The sequence below is a fragment of the Actinomycetospora lutea genome (assembly GCF_028737205.1).
GTDB classification, from domain to species: domain Bacteria; phylum Actinomycetota; class Actinomycetes; order Mycobacteriales; family Pseudonocardiaceae; genus Actinomycetospora; species Actinomycetospora lutea.
Genome location: NZ_JAQZAL010000015.1, coordinates 1 through 15,008, shown reverse-complemented (window position 1 = coordinate 15,008; position 15,008 = coordinate 1). Strand labels below are relative to the sequence as shown.

Sequence of the window (15,008 nt, the reverse complement as noted above, 5' to 3'; positions counted from 1 at the left end):
CTCACGCCTCCTTCCCGGTCGAAGAACTCAGCGTGCGCTTCTCGATGTGCTTGGTGGTGATCTGCTCGCCGGTCAGCTCGACCACGCGGTGGACGAAGATCCCGGGCACGTGGACGTCGTCGGGGTCGATCTCGCCGGGCTCGACGAGCTCCTCGACCTCGGCGATCGTGGTGCGCCCGGCCATCGCCGCGAGCGGGTTGAAGTTCCGCGCCGAGCGGTGGAAGACCAGGTTGCCGTGCCGGTCGCCCTTGGCCGCGCGCACGAGGCCGAAGTCGCAGACCAGGGAGAGCTCGAGGACGAACGGGGTGCGGACACCGTCCACGTCGAACTCCCGGACCTCCTTGGGCGGCGAGGTGACCGCGACCGACCCGTCGGGGTGGTAGCGCCAGGGCATCTCGCCGTCGGCGACCCAGGTGCCGACCCCGGCGGGGGTGTAGAACGCCGGGATCCCCGAGCCGGCCGCGCGCATCCGCTCGGCCAGCGTGCCCTGCGGGGTCAGCTCGACCTCGAGCTCGCCGGCGAGGTACTGGCGGCCGAACTCCTTGTTCTCGCCGATGTAGGAGGCGACGACGCGGGCGATGCGGTGCTGCTCGAGCAGGATGCCCAGGCCCCAGCCGTCGGTGCCGCAATTGTTCGACGCGACGTGCAGGTCGGTCGCCGTGCCCCGCGACAGCGCGTCGATGAGCACGATCGGCACGCCGGACAGCCCGAAGCCGCCGACCGCGAGCGAGGCCCCGTCGCCGATGTCCGCGACGGCCTCGTCGGCCGACGCGACGGTCTTGTCGATGGTCATGACGCCCCTTTCGCGTGCTCGCGCAGCAGCGGCGTCACGACGTCGGGACGCTGGAAGGAGGCCAGGTGCGCGGCGTTGGTGACGGTCTCCAGGCGCGCGCCCGGGATGCCGTCGGCGAGGATCTGCTGGTGCTCGGGCGGGGTCGCGGGGTCCTCGATGCCGCTGACCACGAGCGTCGGCACGCCGATGCCCCCGAGCTCGTCGAGGACGTCCCACGCGGCGACGGCCTCGGCGCACCCGGCGTAGCCCTCGGCCGGGGTGGAGGCGATCTGGTCGCGCATCCGGCGCACCGTGTCGGGCTCGGCGTCGGCGAAGTCCTCGGTGAACCAGCGCGCGACGACGGCGTCGGCGATCGCGCCCACGCCCTCGGCCCGCACGGTCTCCGCACGCTGGCGGAACGTGTCGGCGTTGGGGAAGCGCGCCGCGGTGCACAGCATCGCGAGCGAGCCCGCGCGTTCGGGGGCGTGCAGGCCGATCCACTGCGCGACCGCCCCGCCGAGCGAGATGCCGGCGAAGGAGGCCCGCGCGACCCCGAGGTCGTCGAGGGTCTCGAGGACGTCGCCCGCGAGGTCCTCGACGCGGTAGGGGCCGTCGGGCACCGGCGAGCCGCCGTGGCCGCGGGTGTCCAGCGAGATCACCCGGAACTCGTCGGCCAGCTCGGCGCGCTGCGGCGCCCACATGTCGATCGTGCTGCCCAGCGAGCACAGCAGGACCAGCGGCGGCCCGTCGGCGGGACCCTCGGCGGCATGGTGGAGCTTCACGCCCTCACCGTGCCCGCAGAACGTGATCGGTGAACCGGTTGCTTCCGCTCATCAGGACTCGAGCTTCGAGGGGTGCACGGTCAGCGCGGTCACCTCGACCTGCATGTAGGGGAACAGCGGCAGGCTGGTGAGCAGCTGGTGGAGCTCGTCGCCGGACTCCACGTCGAAGCGGCTGACGTTGGCGTACTGCCCGACCACGCGCCAGAGCTCGGGCCACTTGCCGGAGCGCTGGATCTCGTGGGCGCGGGCCTTCTCCCGCGCGCGGAGGTCGTCGGCGACGTCCTGCGGCATGTCGTGGGGGAGGCGGACGTCCATGCGGACGAGGAACTGCACGGCGGGTTCTCCTGGGGTCGGCTCAGCGGTCGGCGCGGTAGTGCGCGAGCTTGTCGGGGTCGATCGTGACACCGAGCCCCGGTCCCTGGCGGGCGGCGGCGCGGCCGTCGACGATCGTCGGGGGCTCGGCGAGGACGTCGTCGGTCATCAGCAGGAAGTTGGTGACCTCGACGGGGTGGCGGGCCAGCGACCGCTGGCCGCAGGCGAGCGCGGTGGAGGCGACGGTGCCGAGCATGCCGTCGATCTGGTTGCCGACGACGGTGGTGACGCCCAGGCCCTCGCAGAGCCCGACGATCTTGGCGGAGTCGGTGAACCCCGTGCGGGCGACCTTGACGCTGATCGCCTGCGCGTCGCCGTCGAGCAGCGACCGGGCGACGCCGCCGAGGGTGATCGTGGACTCGTCGCCGACCACGGGGATCGGGCTCGCCGCGACGATGCGCCGGCGTCCGAGCACGTCGTCGGCGGGGTTGGGCTCCTCGAGCATGGTGACGTGGAAGTCGGCGAGCCGGCGGCTGGCGACGATCGCGGTGTCGGCGTCCCAGCCGCGGTTCGCGTCGGCGTAGAGCTCGACCGAGTCGCCGAGCTCGCGGCGCAGCTCGCGCACCGCGGCGAGGTCGTGGGCGAGGTCGCGGCCCACCTTCACCTTGAACGCCTCGACGCCGTAGCGGTCGTAGACCTCGACGGCGTCGGCGACCATCTCCGACGGCGTGCCGAGCCCGATCATGTGCGCGGCCGCGACGTCGTCGGCGGCGTGCCCGAGCAGCACGTGCACCGGCTGCCCGCAGGCCTGGCCGACGAGGTCCCAGAGGGCGACGTCGATCGCGCCGCGGGCGGCGTTGTTGGCGACCGTGCGGGCGAGGTCGGCGCGCAGGCGCTCGCGGGCGAACGGGTCGGCGCCGACGAGCACCGGGGCGAACACGTCGCGCACGACGGCGACGATCGACGCGGCGGTCTCGCCGTAGGTGTAGGGCCGGGGCGGCGCCTCGCCGTACCCGACCAGCCCGTCGTCGGTGGTGATCCGCACGAGGACGTGGTCGGCGGACGTGGCCACGCCGCTGGCGAACGCGAACGGCCGCGCGTAGGGGATCGCGAGCGGGATCGCCTCGACAGCGTTGATCTTCATCGGGGTCGGATCTCCATGCTGGGTCGTGTCTCCGGGTGATCGGGGCGGCACAGCACGGCGAGCGCGCGCGCCAGGGCCGGTTGCGGGTCGTCGCGTCGCCAGGCCAGGGCGACGTCGGTGGTGACGGGGTCGGTGCCGAGCGATCCGGCGTCCTCGAGCTCCACGTACCGCACGCCCTCGACGGTGACCGCGAGCACCGAGGACGGCAGCAGCGCCACGCCGACGCCGGCGGCGACGAGCGCGAGGACGATCGAGGTCTGGTCGGCGTGGTGGGTGCTGCGCGGCGTGAACCCCGCGGCCCGGCACGCCCGCGCCGCCGCCTCGCCGACCACCGACCCCGCCGCCGCGTAGACGACGAAGTCCTCGTCGGCGAGGTCGGCGAGATCGGCGCGGGGCACGGGCGGCACGGGCGGCGCGGCGTGGGGGGAGCGAGGGAGTCCCTCGCTGCCCGTGGAGGCGAGCCGGTGGTCCGCCGGGACCGCGAGGACGAGCCGTTCGCGGGCGAGGACGTGGTGGGCGAGCCCGGGGTCGCTCACCGGCGGGCGCAGGACCGCGAGGTCGATGCGGTGGTCGGCGAGCGCGGTCTCCAGCGCCGGGGTGAGCATCTCGGTGGTGAAGGTCAGCTCCAGGCCCGGGAGGTCGGCGGCCAGACGCCGGACGAGCTCCGGCACGTGGCGGTAGGTCGCCAGCCCCGTCGCGCCGACGCGCAGCCGCCCGAGCGCGCCCGCCGCGACGCGGCCCACCTGGTCGCGGGCCGCGTCGAGCGAGGCGAGGATGCGCACCGCCTCGCGCAGCAGCTCCTCGCCGGCGGCGGTCAGGTCGACGCGCCGGGTGGTGCGCTCGAACAGGGGGGCACCCAGCTGCGCCTCGAGCTGCCGGATCGCCTGGGACAGCGGCGACTGGGCGATGTGCAGCCGCTCGGCGGCCCGCCCGAAGTGCCGCGTCTCGGCGACCGCGACGAAGTAGCGCAGCTGGCGCGTCTCCACCACGTCCCCTAGTCCGACCCGGGCTCCAGCACGAAGTCGCGGTCGGAGCGCACCTCGTCACCGTTTCCGGTCGGCTGCGGGTCGAGGGTCAGCTCGGGCTTGTCGGCCGACGCGACGTCGTTGCCCAGGTAGGGGTCGCCGGCGAAGAACAGCTGGCTGGTCAGCGTGCGGTGCCCGGGGGCGGCGACGAGCAGGTGGATGTGGGCGGGGCGCCACGGGCTCCACCCGGCGGCCTGCGTCATCTGCCCGGTCGGGCCGTCGAGCGGGATCGTGTACGGCGCGGGCTTGCGGGTGTGGATCTCGAACCGGCCCTCGTCGTCGCAGCGCACGACGCCGCGCAGGTTGCCGGCCGGCGGCTTCGACGCGAAGCCGGAGTACCAGCCCTCGTCGTCGGTGTGCCAGATGTCGACGGTGGCCCCGCGCAGCGGCGTGCCGTCGGTGGACGTGACCTGGCCCGCGAGGATCATCGGCGTGCCCGGCTCGTCGTCGCGCATCGGCAGCGTGGCCGGGGTGTCGAGCTGGGCCTGCCCGTCGAGCCAGAACGGGCCGAGGATCGTGCCGACCGAGCCCTGCTGGGTCGCCGCGGCGACCTTCTCGACCTCGAACTCCAGGTAGACGTCGAGGAACAGCGGCCACTCACCGGTGTCGGAGACCGCGATCAGCCACTGCTTGAACGCGTCGAACTCCTCGTAGGTGACCTCGTTCTCGCGGATCGCGGCGCGGATGCCCTCGAGCGCGGCGCCGACGACGGTGGCCACGCGCTGCCGGTCGACCGCTCCGGCGCCCTGGCCGCGCAGGTTGGACAGGCCGGCGCGGGCGGACTCGGTGGCGTGCGAGCCGGCGGTGACGGCCGCCGACGGGGAGGTGGCGGACACGGACTGGTCGTCGGTGGTGGTCATGCCGGAAGGGCTCCTCTGGAGTGGGTGACGGAGCGGAGCGGAGCTCGACCCGTCGAGGTGGTGGTGGCGGCGTCGAAGTCGTGGACCCAGGCGTGGTCGGGCAGGTAGCCCGCGAAGCGCTCGTCGCGCTCGGCGATCCGGGGGTGGTCGTCGTCGAGGTGGAGCAGGGTGCCGGTGTCCCAGGCGCTGGCGGCGATGGCGCGGGTGCGGGCCCGGCGCTCGCGCGGATAGGCCGCGAGCGCGGTGGCGGCGTCGTGCTCGGTGAGCAGGCGGGCGAGCGCGACGGCGTCCTCGATCGCCTGGTTCGCGCCCTGGCCGTGGTGGGGCAGCATCGCGTGGCAGGCGTCGCCGAGCAGGGCGAGCCGCCCGCGCGTCCAGCGCATCAGGGGCTCCTGGGACAGCAGCGGCCAGCGCGCGCTCTGGGGGACCGCGGCGAGCATCTCGCGCACCGCGGGGTGCCAGCCGGCGAAGCCCTCGAGCAGCTCCCCGGCGGGTGCCTCGCGCTGCGCGCCCTGCCAGGTCGCCGGCCCGCAGAGCACGGCGAGGAAGTTGACGGTGTCGTCGTCGCGGCCCAGCGCGTAGTGCAGCAGGTGCGCGCCCGGGCCCGCCCAGAACTGGATGGCGCGCGGATCGGGCAGGCTCGGCAGCGCGTCGACGGGCACGAGGCCCCGGAACCCGCTGGTGCCGGTGTAGGTCGGCCCCGTGCCGGGCCCGGTGACGGCGTCGCGCAGCAGGGAGTGCACCCCGTCGGCGCCGACGACCACGTCGCCGACCGCCTCGGTGCCGTCGGCGAGCAGCAGCGCGCCGCGCTCGGCGTCGACGCCGGCGACCGCCCTGCCCAGGTGCAGGTGCTCGGCGCCCGCGGCGCCGACGAACGCCGCGGCGAGCGTCTGCTGCAGGTCCACGCGGTGCACGCCCCAGTACGGCGCGCCGTGGCGCGCGCGGTAGCTCGCGCCGCCGGGGTGGGCGGCAATCCGCGCGCCGGTCCGCCCGTCGCGGTAGATCAGCTCGGTGGGCTGCGTGGACACGGCGTCGAGGGCCTCGCCCACCCCGAGGCGGTAGAGCTGGCGCGACCCGTTGGCCGAGAGCGCCACGGCGGCGCCGACCTCGCGCAGCTCGTCCGCGCGCTCGTACAGGTCGACGGTGACACCCGCGCGGGCCAGGGCGATGCCGAGCGTCAGGCCCCCGATGCCGGCGCCGGCGACGACGACGCGGGTCGTCTCCATGTCGCTGCCTCCCGTTCCGCGGTGCACGTCCGGCATCGAGCGTGACACAGGCCATCCCTGACGAGATAGCGCCGAATCGAGAACGACTGAGACGCGCCGGGTCTTGATGCGCCGACGGTTGACCGGGGGCGGGACGCGGGTCCACGCTCCACCTGAACTCATCGGTACAGGAAATGCGAGGAGACGCCGTGAGCCGCATCCGGACCACGCACGTCGGGAGCCTGCCCCGCCCGAAGCCCCTGCTCGACCTGCTCGCCGCCCGGCAGCGGGGCGAGGGGATCGCCGACGACGTGCTCGCCGCCGCCACGCGGACCGCCGTCGCCGACGTCGTCGCCGCGCAGCGCGAGCACGGCGTCGACGTCGTGACCGATGGCGAGATGGGCAAGCTCGGCTTCTTCAGCTACGTCACCGAGCGCCTCGCCGGGCTGGAGCGCCGTCCCGGCGCCGAGACGGTGTACAGCTTCGCCGCCGAGCAGGAGGCGTTCCCGGACTACTACGAGCGCTACTTCGCCCAGGCGATGATGGGCGGGACGATCGGCACGATCGAGCCGGTCGTCTGCACCGGCCCGCTCGCCTACCAGGGGCACCAGGCGCTGCAGCGGGACCTGGAGAACCTGGCGGCCGCGGTGGGGGTGGGTGGGGACCGGCACGAGGCGTTCGTGCCCTCGATCGCCCCGAGCGGGGTCGGCGTCAACGAGTACTACGGCTCCGAGGAGGAGTACTTCTTCGCGGTCGCCGACGCCATGAACGTCGAGTACCGGGCGATCGTCGACGCCGGCTTCACGCTGCAGGTCGACGACCCGTTCCTCACCGAGATCTACAGCTTCCACGGCTACGACGAGGCCACCCGCGCCCGGCGGGGGCGCATGTACGTGGAGGCGATCAACCACGCGCTGCGCGGCATCCCGGCCGAGAAGGTCCGGTTCCACACCTGCTACTCGATCAACGAGGGCCCGCGCGTCTTCGACGTCCCGCTCGCCGACGTCATCGACCTCGTGCTGGCCGTCGACGCGCGCTGGTACTCGTTCGAGGCCGCCAACGCCCGCCACGAGCACGAGTACCACCTGTGGGAGAGCGTGGCCCTGCCCGACGACAAGGTGCTGATCCCCGGCGTCATCACGCACGCGAGCAACATCGTCGAGCACCCCGAGCTGATCGCCGAGCGCCTGGAGCGGTTCGCGCGGCTCGTCGGTCCGGAGCGGGTGATGGCCGGTGCCGACTGCGGGTTCTCGTCGCAGGCCACCGTCGTCACCGAGGTCGACCCGACGGTGATGTGGGCGAAGTTCGACGCGATGGCCCAGGGGGCGCAGCTGGCCTCGTCGCGCCTGGTCAGCGGAGGCCGCTGAGCGCGAGGTCGACGACGGCGCCGGGCCAGCCGGGCGCCGTCGTGTCCCGGCCCGCGAGGTGGTCGGCGTAGAGGGTGCCGACGACCAGGCTGGTGGCGGCCTCGACGTCGAGGCCGGCGCGCAGTTCGCCGCGCTCGATGCCGGCGGCCAGCACGGCGGCGAACAGCGCCCGGCGCGGCAGCAGCGTCGCCTCGCGCACGATCCCGAGCAGCTCGCCCGAGCCGGGCTCGTCGGCCAGGCACGTGCCGAGGATGCTCATGGCGCCGACCTCGACGTACTGCTCGCGCATCGCCTCGAGCAGGGCGACGAGGTCGTCGCGCACCGCCCCGACGGGCTCGGGCACGCGGCCCAGGCGCAGGTGGGCGAGCGCGGCGCCGATCAGCTCGTTCTTGCCGGCCCAGCGCGTGTAGACGGTGACCTTGGAGACCCCGGCCGCGGTCGCGACCTTGTCCATCGAGGTCCGCGCGACCCCCTCGGTGGCCAGCAGCCGCACGGTCGCGTCGAGCACGGCGGCGTCCTTGGACCGATCGCGGGGACGTCCACGCCCCCGGCGCTGCGTCCCCGTCCCCGTCACGCGGCGAGAGTACGGCGGGCGTGGCCGGGCTCATGTCTGCGCGGTCCGGTCGGGAGCAATACGGTTCGGGTACCGCCGTCACCCGGGAGGCAGCGAATGAGCGAGGGCACCGACGCCTCGACGATGCGCCAGGTGCTGGGGCACTTCCCCAGTGGCGTCACCATCGTCACCGGCACGACCCCCGAGGGGCCCGCCGGCTTCACGTGTCAGTCGTTCTCCTCGCTCTCCCTCGACCCCCCGCTGGTGCTCGTCCTGCCGGGTCGCTCGTCGTCGAGCTGGCCGAGGATCGAGGCGACCGGCCGCTTCGTCGTCAACGTGCTCTCGGCCGAGCAGGAGGAGCTCTCGACGACGTTCGCGGTGTCGGGCGGCGACAAGTTCGCCGGCGTCGAGTGGAGCGCCTCGGGCCTGGGCTCGCCGATCCTCGGCGGGGCCACCGCGTGGATCGACTGCACGCTGCACGCCGTCCACGACGGCGGCGACCACCTCATCGTCGTCGGTGCCGTGCACGACCTCGGCGCGCCGGGCCTCCCGCCGCTGGTCTTCCACCGGGGCGGGTACGCGCGGACCAGCCCGGCGGCCGCCGAGTGACCGAGCCACGCAGCGGGGCCGAGCCGGCCGGACACGGTCCGCTCGCCGACGTCCGGGTGCTCGAGCTGGGCACGATCGTCGCCGGCCCGTTCGCCGGGCGGCTGCTCGCCGACTACGGCGCCGACGTCGTCAAGATCGAGCCGCCGGGCGGCCAGGACCCCATGCGCGACTGGGGCCAGGAGTCCTACCGGGGCCACCGGCTCTGGTGGACCGTGCACGCCCGCAACAAGCGCTGCATCACCCTCGACCTGCGCTCCGAGCGGGGCCAGGAGGTGTTCCTGCGGCTCGTCGAGGGTGCCGACGTCATCGTCGAGAACTTCCGGCCCGGCACGCTCGAGCGCTGGAACCTGGGGTGGGACCGGCTCTCGGCGGTCAACCCGCGGCTCGTGCTCGCGCGGGTGTCGGGCTACGGGCAGACGGGCCCGTACGCGGACAAGGCGGGCTACGCCTCGGTCGCCGAGGCGCTGTCGGGCCTGCGCTACATCAACGGCTACCCCGGCGAGGCGCCGCCGCGGCAGGCCATCTCGCTGGGCGACTCGCTGGCCGGGATGGTCGCGGTCCAGGGCGTGCTCGCCGCGCTGCACCACCGCGAGCGCACCGGGCAGGGCCAGGTCGTCGACGTCGCGCTGACCGAGGCGTGCCTCTCGGTGCTCGAGTCGATCATCCCGGAGTACGACAAGCTCGGCCGCGTGCGCCAGCCCGGCGGCACGAAGCTCGAGGGCATCGCGCCGTCGAACGTCTACCGGACCGCCGACGAGCTGTGGCTGGTCGTGGCGGCGAACCAGGACACGGTGTTCCGCCGGCTGTGCGCCGCGATGGGGCGCCCCGAGCTCGCCGACGACCCGCGCTACGCCGACCACCGCGCCCGCGGCGAGCACCAGGACGAGCTCGACGGGATCGTCGGCGACTGGGTCGGCTCGCTGCCCGCGGCGCAGGTGCGGCAGGTGCTCGACGAGGCCGGCGTCATCTGCGGGCCGATCAACACGGCGGCCGAGGTCGTCGCCGACCCGCAGTTCCGCGCCCGCGGGATGCTCGCGCCGCACTTCGACGAGCGCTTCGGCGAGGACGTCCTGGGTCCCGGTGTCGTCCCGGTCTTCTCGGACACCCCGGGCGAGGTGCGCTGGGCCGGCCCGCCGGTGCCCGGGTACCACAACGGCGAGGTCTACGCCGAGCTGGGGCTCTCCGACGCCGACGTGGCGGCGCTCGCGGAGGAGAAGGTCATCTGACCACGAGCCCGGGGCGGGTCGGTGGGCCCGGTGGTGCGGGACCGACGGTCGCCGGGCCCGGGGCTCTCGACACCTGGGGAGCCCCTGGTCGCTGCCGCACCGTGCCGGTCACAGGATCGGGAACGCACCGCGGGAGGGGCCGTGTACGAGGTCTACGACAAGCTGTTCATCGACGGGACGTGGGTCGCACCTGCCTCGGACCGGGAGATCGAGGTCGTCTCCGCGACGACCGAGGAGCCCATCGGGCGGGTCCCGGAGGCCGTCGAGGCCGACGCCGACGCCGCGGTCGACGCCGCACGCCGGGCGTTCGACGACCCCGGGCGCTGGTCGGGCCTCACGCCGGGGGAGCGGGCGGCCGCGCTGCGGCGCCTGGCCGCCGAGGTGTCCGCCCGCAGTGACGAGACGGTGCAGCGGGTCAGCAGCCAGAACGGGATGCCCGTGCAGATCGGCGCGTTGTCCGAGGCCATCATGCCCGCGACCCTGCTCGGGTACTACGCGGACCTGATCGAGTCGTCGCCGACCGAAGAGACGCGGCCGGGCGTGCTCGGCGGCAGCACGGTCGTGCGTCGCGAGCCGGTCGGGGCGGTCGCCGCCGTCATCCCGTTCAACTACCCGCAGACCCTCACGTTCTTCAAGCTCGCCCCCGCGCTCGCGGCCGGGTGCACCGTGGTGCTCAAGCCGTCGACGTCGACGGTGCTCGACGCGTACCTGCTGGCCGAGGCCGTGGAGGCGGCCGGTCTGCCGCCCGGGGTCGTCAACATCGTCTCGGGTCGCGGCGAGATCGGCGCCTACCTCGCCGCGCACCCGCGGGTCGACAAGGTCGCCTTCACCGGCTCCACCGCGGTCGGGCGGGGGATCGCCGAGACGTGCGGGCGGCTGCTGCGCCCCGTCACCCTCGAGCTCGGCGGCAAGTCCGCCGCGATCGTCCTCGACGACGCCGACCTCCTGCCCCGGCTGGACGCCGTCTTCGCGGCGACGATGCTCAACAACGGGCAGACGTGCTACCTCTGCACCCGCGTGCTGGCCCCGCGGAGTCGTTACGACGAGGTCGTCGGGGCCCTGACGGCGCTCACCGGGTCCCTGACGGTCGGCGACCCGCTCGACCCCGCGACGCAGATCGGTCCGGTCGTGAGCGCGCGGCAGCGCGATCGGGTCGAGGGCTACATCGCCAAGGGCCTCTCGGACGGCGCGACGCTGGTTGCCGGGGGCGGGCGGCCGGCGCACCTCGACCGCGGCTGGTTCGTGGAGCCGACGATCTTCACGGACGTCGACAACCGGTCGGCGATCGCCCAGGAGGAGATCTTCGGCCCGGTCCTCGCGGTGATCCCCTATCGGGACACGGACGAGGCGGTGGCGATCGCCAACGATTCGGACTACGGCCTGGGCGGCAGCGTGTGGTCGTCGGACCCGGACCGGGCGATGGCCGTCGCGGCGCGCGTGCGGACGGGGTCGGTGGGGATCAACTCGTACATGCTCGACCTCGGGGCGCCGTTCGGCGGCGTCAAGGCGAGCGGGCTCGGCCGCGAGCTGGGGCCCGAGGGGCTCGCCGCCTACCAGTCGCTCAAGTCGATCTACCGGCAGGGCGGACCCGCCTGAACGCGACGAACGGGGGAGAGCGGGTCAGCCCTCGGCGTCCTTCTTGATCGACTGAAGGTTCTTCTCCGCGCTCGAGCCCATGGCGCGGTCGAGGCCCCAGCGCGGGACGCCCTTCACGGTGACGTCCATCGTCGAGGACATCACCAGCCGCGTGCGGCCGTCCTCGTCGTGGGCGTGGTAGCCGATCGTGCTCTCGCGGATGAGGCGGGCGTCGACGCAGGTCAGCGTCACCGCGCCGTCGGCGTAGGTCACGTCGTAGGTGGCGTCGGTGGTGAACTTCAGCGCCCCGAGGGTGACGACGATGCGGATCGGGCGACCCTGGTCGTCGTGCGCCTGCACGGTCGCCGACTTCGCCTCGTTGGCCCACCGGTCGGTGTTCTCGAGGTCGGCCACCACCTCGAGCACCCGCGCGACGGGCGCGTCGATGGTCACCTCGCGGACAACCGGATCGCTCACGTTCCCCCGGTACCCCGTGAGCGCGGAGGGGTATCCGATCTGTCGTGCCCGACACGGACCGAGCGCTGCGCGACGCGATCGTCGATCTGCTCGACCACCGCGCCGCCGGGAAGACGATCTGCCCCTCGGAGGCGGCGCGCCGCGTCGACCCGGACGCCTGGCGCGACCTCATGCCCGAGGCCCGCCGTGTCGCGCGCCGGCTGGTGGACGACGGGACGATCGAGATGACCCAGGGCGGCGAGGTCGTCGACCCCGCCGCCGCCCGCGGCCCCGTGCGTCTGCGCTACCCAACCGGTCGAGGTGGCTCCGGCGTGGCGGCCCCGCCCGCGTCGAACGTCGGGGGATCCCCCACGTGAGGCACGGTGCGGGACGGGAGATCGCGCCCGGCCTAGGCTCGCTCGGTGCTGTTCGGAGTCCTCCGGCGCATCCTGCGCGCCCTCATCGCCCTGCCGCGCCCCCTGCGCCGGATGCTGGCCGGCCCGCCCGTCCGCCAGGACGGGCAGACCCTCGATCTCGACGTCCAGGTCGTGCTGCGCACCCTCGGGCTGATCGCCGGCGGCGAGGAGCCCTCGCTGGTCGAGCAGCGCCGCGCCACCGACCGCGCGGCGGGGCTCGCGTGGTCGGCGACGCCGGGGGTGACCACGCTGCCGGTGCGCCTGCCGGTGCCGGCGGGTCCCGGGCGTGACGAGCCCGGCGAGCTCGTCGCGCGGCTCTACACGCCGGCCGAGATCGGCGACCGGGACGCGCCGCTGCTCGTGCACTTCCACGGCGGCGGGTTCGCGCTGGGCAGCATCGCGTCGAGCGAGCCGCTGTGCCGGGTGCTCGCGAATCAGGCGAGCGTGCGGGTCCTGTCCGTCGAGTACCGCCTCGCGCCCGAGAACCCGTTCCCGGCGGGGCTGGCGGACGCCGCGGCGGCGCTGCACCACGTCCTCACCCACCGCGACGAGTTCCGCGCCACGACCGTCGCGGCCGGCGGCGACTCGGCCGGCGCCAACCTCGCGCTGACCGCGGCGCACCAGCTCGCCCGCCACCGCGACGAGACCGCCGCGTTCGTGCTGGCCCTCTACCCGGTCACCGACGCGGGGCGCGTCGGCGGCTCGCGGGAGCTCTTCGGCGAGGGCTTCGGGCTGCGGACCGCCGACATCGAGGTGTTCGAGCGCTATTACCTGCCCGACGGCATCGAGCCGATCCGGCCGACCGGGCTGCTGGAGGTCGGCGACCTCGCGATCATGCCGCCCTGCTACGTCTCGACCGCCGGCTTCGACCCGCTGCGCGACGAGGGCGAGGAGCTCGTCGCGGCGCTCCGCGACGTCGACGTCCCCGTGGTGGCGCGGCGCTTCCCCGGGCTGATCCACGGCTACGCGGGGATGGCCGGCGTCGTCCCGGCCGCCCGCGACGCGGTCCTCGACGCCGCCTCGGCCCTGCGCGCCGGCCTCGCCCTGACGACGAAGGAGGCCGCCGCCATGTGAGCGAACTTCGGGGCTATTGCCCCGAAGTCCGCTCACATGGGGTCACCGGTGCAGCATCCGCATCGCCGCCTCGGGATAGCGCTCGCCGCTGGCGACGCCGACCGGCGCCACCTTCTCGATCGCCTCGAGCTCCTCGGCGCTCAGGGTGACGTCGGCGGCGCCCGCGTTCTCCTCGAGGTAGCGGCGCCGCTTCGTGCCGGGGATCGGCACGACGTCGCTGTTCTCGGAGCCCTGCGCCAGCACCCACGCCAGCGCGAGCTGGGTCGGCGTGACGCCCTTGCGCTCGGCCAGCGAGTTCACCTCGTCGAGCACCCGCAGGTTCGCCTCCAGCGCCTCGCCCCGGAACCGCGGCGAGTTGCGGCGCCAGTCGCCCTCGGGCAGGTCCTCGGTGCGCCGGATCGTGCCGGACAGGAAGCCGCGCCCGATCGGGCTGTAGGGCACGAAGCCGATGCCGAGCTCGCGGCACGTCGCCAGCACACCGTTGTCCTCGACGTCGCGGGTGAACAGCGAGTACTCGGTCTGCACCGCGCTCATCGGCGCCGTGGCGTGGGCGCGCCGGATGGTGTCGGGCGCGGCCTCGGAGATGCCGAGGTAGCGGACCTTGCCGGCCGCCACGAGCTCACCCAGCGCGCCCCACGTCTCCTCGATCGGCACGTCGGGGTCGACACGGTGCTGGTAGTAGAGGTCGACGTGGTCGGTGCCGAGCCGCGTCAGCGACCCGTCGATCTGGCCGCGCAGGTAGTCGGGACGCCCGTTGACGCGCCCGGTGCCCGTCCCGTCGGGGCCGATCTCGTTGCCGAACTTGGTCGCGACGACGACCTCGTCGCGCCGGCCGGCGAGCACCGAGCCCAGCAGCTCCTCGTTCGTGTGCGGTCCGTACATGTCGGCGGTGTCGAGGAACGTGATCCCGAGCTCGAGCGCGCGCTCGATCGTCGCGCGCGACTCGGTGTCGTCCTGTCCGCCGTAGGCGAAGGTCATGCCCATGCAGCCCAGGCCGAGCGCGGACACGCGCAGGCCCTGGCCACCGAGAGTGCGTTGCTCCATGCGCGCTGGCTGCCCCGGGGCAAGGCGCCCTGAACGTGTGCTCTCGGGCTGACCCGCTCCGTGACCCGGGGGTGGCACGGTGGGCCCATGCGCCTGCTGCTGACGACGCTGGTGGCTGCCCTGCTCTGCCTGGGTGCGGGCACGGCGTCGGCCGACCCGGGCCTGGTGATCGGCGACGGTGCCCCCGCCGCCCCGGGCACGTCGCTGCGCGCGCAGATGGGCTGCGAGGAGCCCGCGACCACGCCGGTCACGGGCCCCGGCGTCACCGGCGGGCCGTGGGAGCGCGACGCCGACGGGCACCAGCCGTGGGCGGTCTTCTCCGCGGTGACCATCGCCCCCGACGCCGCCCCGGGCCCGGTGACGGTCACCGCCACCTGCGGCGGGCGCACGCTCGAGGCCACGATCACCGTCGCCGCCCCCGACACCGGCGACAAGACCTGGCGCATCGTCGGCGGGGCCGCCGTCCTGCTCGTGATCGTCGCCACGATGGTCCTGCTGCAGCGCCGGCATCGCCAGACCGCCGGGCGCTGACACCGGGCGCTGACACCGGGCGCTGACACCGGGCGCTGACACCGGGCGCTGACACCG

The 15,008-nt window shown here is 74.3% G+C and carries 17 protein-coding genes; 7 read left to right on the top strand and 10 right to left on the bottom strand.

The genetic code is table 11. The features are described 5' to 3' along the window. Position 1: 1 nt before the first annotated feature. From PHK61_RS17210 to PHK61_RS17180, 7 genes are read right to left on the bottom strand one after another with little or no spacing between them, the layout of a single operon-like run. Positions 2-793, bottom strand: coding sequence for a CoA transferase subunit A (locus PHK61_RS17210; protein ID WP_274282233.1), 792 nt, complete (start codon positions 791-793; stop codon positions 2-4). Further along, the gene (pcaD, locus tag PHK61_RS17205) at positions 790-1,554 is read right to left on the bottom strand and encodes a 3-oxoadipate enol-lactonase (RefSeq protein WP_274282232.1); all 765 of its coding nucleotides are present in this window, start codon (positions 1,552-1,554) and stop codon (positions 790-792) included. Before pcaD ends, PHK61_RS17210 begins: the two co-directional genes overlap by 4 nt. 51 nt (positions 1,555-1,605) lie before the next feature. Further along, positions 1,606-1,887 (bottom strand): muconolactone Delta-isomerase, encoded by a 282-nt coding sequence (catC, locus tag PHK61_RS17200; RefSeq protein WP_274282231.1) that lies wholly within the window; start codon positions 1,885-1,887, stop codon positions 1,606-1,608. Between the two features lie 22 nt (positions 1,888-1,909). Then, complete coding sequence (locus tag PHK61_RS17195) at positions 1,910-3,010, bottom strand: mandelate racemase/muconate lactonizing enzyme family protein (protein WP_274282230.1); 1,101 nt, start codon at positions 3,008-3,010, stop codon at positions 1,910-1,912. Further along, positions 3,007-3,999, bottom strand: a complete 993-nt coding sequence (locus tag PHK61_RS17190) for a LysR family transcriptional regulator (RefSeq protein ID WP_274282229.1) — start codon at positions 3,997-3,999, stop codon at positions 3,007-3,009. The genes PHK61_RS17195 and PHK61_RS17190 overlap by 4 nt, the downstream gene beginning before the upstream one ends. A gap of 5 nt (positions 4,000-4,004) precedes the next feature. After that, positions 4,005-4,895, bottom strand: a complete 891-nt coding sequence (locus tag PHK61_RS17185; protein WP_274282228.1) for a dioxygenase family protein — start codon at positions 4,893-4,895, stop codon at positions 4,005-4,007. Beyond that, positions 4,892-6,121, bottom strand: coding sequence for an FAD-dependent monooxygenase (locus tag PHK61_RS17180; RefSeq protein ID WP_274282227.1), 1,230 nt, complete (start codon positions 6,119-6,121; stop codon positions 4,892-4,894). The genes PHK61_RS17185 and PHK61_RS17180 overlap by 4 nt, the downstream gene beginning before the upstream one ends. A gap of 188 nt (positions 6,122-6,309) precedes the next feature. Here PHK61_RS17180 and PHK61_RS17175 point away from each other — a divergent pair, with 188 nt between their 5' ends. Next, on the top strand, positions 6,310-7,467 hold the full coding sequence (locus PHK61_RS17175; protein WP_274282226.1) for a cobalamin-independent methionine synthase II family protein: 1,158 nt from the start codon (positions 6,310-6,312) through the stop codon (positions 7,465-7,467). Here the strand turns inward: PHK61_RS17175 and PHK61_RS17170 are convergent. Continuing rightward, entirely contained in the window at positions 7,451-7,975 is a 525-nt protein-coding gene (locus tag PHK61_RS17170; RefSeq protein ID WP_274282225.1) for a TetR/AcrR family transcriptional regulator, read from the bottom strand. The genes PHK61_RS17175 and PHK61_RS17170 overlap by 17 nt on opposite strands. 162 nt (positions 7,976-8,137) lie before the next feature. On the opposite strand from PHK61_RS17170, the gene PHK61_RS17165 reads away from it, so the two are divergent. The 3 genes from PHK61_RS17165 to PHK61_RS17155 all read left to right on the top strand — a co-directional run bounded on the left by PHK61_RS17165 (position 8,138) and on the right by PHK61_RS17155 (position 11,451). Beyond that, positions 8,138-8,629, top strand: coding sequence for a flavin reductase family protein (locus PHK61_RS17165; protein WP_274282224.1), 492 nt, complete (start codon positions 8,138-8,140; stop codon positions 8,627-8,629). After that, entirely contained in the window at positions 8,626-9,855 is a 1,230-nt protein-coding gene (locus PHK61_RS17160; RefSeq protein ID WP_274282223.1) for a CaiB/BaiF CoA transferase family protein, read from the top strand. Before PHK61_RS17165 ends, PHK61_RS17160 begins: the two co-directional genes overlap by 4 nt. Positions 9,856-9,996: 141 nt before the next feature. Further along, positions 9,997-11,451 carry an aldehyde dehydrogenase gene (locus tag PHK61_RS17155; RefSeq protein ID WP_274282222.1) on the top strand — a complete coding sequence of 485 codons (1,455 nt, stop codon included), beginning with the start codon at positions 9,997-9,999 and terminating at the stop codon, positions 11,449-11,451. A 24-nt stretch (positions 11,452-11,475) separates the two neighbouring features. Here the strand turns inward: PHK61_RS17155 and PHK61_RS17150 are convergent, their stop codons facing one another. Next, positions 11,476-11,907 (bottom strand): SRPBCC family protein, encoded by a 432-nt coding sequence (locus PHK61_RS17150; RefSeq protein WP_274282221.1) that lies wholly within the window; start codon positions 11,905-11,907, stop codon positions 11,476-11,478. 44 nt (positions 11,908-11,951) lie between these two features. On the opposite strand from PHK61_RS17150, the gene PHK61_RS17145 reads away from it, so the two are divergent. Together PHK61_RS17145 and PHK61_RS17140 are read left to right on the top strand one after the other, a co-directional pair. Continuing rightward, on the top strand, positions 11,952-12,263 hold the full coding sequence (locus PHK61_RS17145) for a DUF3253 domain-containing protein (protein WP_274282220.1): 312 nt from the start codon (positions 11,952-11,954) through the stop codon (positions 12,261-12,263). Positions 12,264-12,308: 45 nt separating this feature from the next. Continuing rightward, positions 12,309-13,376: an alpha/beta hydrolase gene (locus tag PHK61_RS17140; protein ID WP_274282219.1), complete on the top strand. Its 1,068-nt coding sequence runs from the start codon at positions 12,309-12,311 to the stop codon at positions 13,374-13,376. A 42-nt stretch (positions 13,377-13,418) separates the two neighbouring features. Here PHK61_RS17140 and PHK61_RS17135 read toward each other — a convergent pair whose 3' ends face one another. Further along, complete coding sequence (locus tag PHK61_RS17135) at positions 13,419-14,420, bottom strand: aldo/keto reductase (RefSeq protein ID WP_274282218.1); 1,002 nt, start codon at positions 14,418-14,420, stop codon at positions 13,419-13,421. An 87-nt stretch (positions 14,421-14,507) separates the two neighbouring features. On the opposite strand from PHK61_RS17135, the gene PHK61_RS17130 reads away from it, so the two are divergent. Beyond that, the gene (locus PHK61_RS17130; RefSeq protein ID WP_274282217.1) at positions 14,508-14,951 is read left to right on the top strand and encodes a hypothetical protein; all 444 of its coding nucleotides are present in this window, start codon (positions 14,508-14,510) and stop codon (positions 14,949-14,951) included. The last annotated feature ends 57 nt before the right edge of the window (positions 14,952-15,008 follow it).